Annotated in this window: 1 protein-coding gene; it reads left to right on the top strand. The window is 45.8% G+C overall.

Going from position 1 to position 859, the window contains the following annotated elements; genetic code table 11:
- A partial coding sequence (locus tag HMPREF3091_RS16450; RefSeq protein WP_246840000.1) for a formylglycine-generating enzyme family protein occupies nt 1-692 on the top strand: 692 nt, incomplete at its 5' end.
- Between the last annotated feature and the right edge of the window lie 167 nt (nt 693-859).

An 859-nucleotide genomic window follows, 5' to 3' on the forward strand; every position in this document is an offset into this window, starting at 1 on the left:
AATTCAAAGTGGATAATACCGAATATAAGTTTTACTTGGCCTACAATAATCTTCCGGGAAGAGTGGTTAATGGTGGAGTGAGAACTAAGACTCGGTGGGAAGAGAAGAACAGTATAGCTAACGGGCCGGCACACGTTGACTGGTATGAGGCCGAGGCTTATTGCCAATGGCTAGCTAAGGTGACAAAGTTACCATTTGCGCTGCCTACGGAGGCACAATGGGAATACGCTGCTCGTAACCGCGGGCAGTTCGTGATAGCTCCCACCAACGACGGGACGATCCGTGCTACCGATGGCGAGGAGAAGAATGTAGCGACAGAAAAAGATAGTAAAGCCTATTCGCAAAAAATGGGCACGTCACTCGGCGTATATTCTCCATTACCAGGAAATCTATATCCACCGAATCCTCTAGGCATATACGATATGGCCGGAAATGGTTGGGAGTGGATGAAAGATTGGTATGATCCAGATTACTACCAAACATCCCCAGTGAAGGATCCTCAAGGTCCAGACAAGCCCGCGTATAAAAATGATGATGGTTATTTTTATAAGGCTATGCGCAGCCAAGATTACTCTGGACCAGGACGCGGGTTAACCGTTGTTCGTTATAAAGCAGATCCTAAAAGCAGAGACTTTTTACCCAGCGATAAACCCGCCCGCTGCGTGGTGAATAGCCCTGAGCCGATAAAATAAAGGACGTATGAGGGTAAGGGAAATGAAAAAAATAGGGATAACAGGTTTCCTATCTTTTACCATCGTCATTCTTAGTGGCTGCGATCAGAAGGCAGCCAATACAGAAACCGATAATAGCCGTGAAGCAGAGCTCAATACTATTATTAATAAAGTAAAATCAGAGCTGG

This window comes from Hafnia sp. HMSC23F03 (assembly GCF_001816025.1).
In the GTDB taxonomy this organism is placed as follows: domain Bacteria; phylum Pseudomonadota; class Gammaproteobacteria; order Enterobacterales; family Enterobacteriaceae; genus Hafnia; species Hafnia paralvei.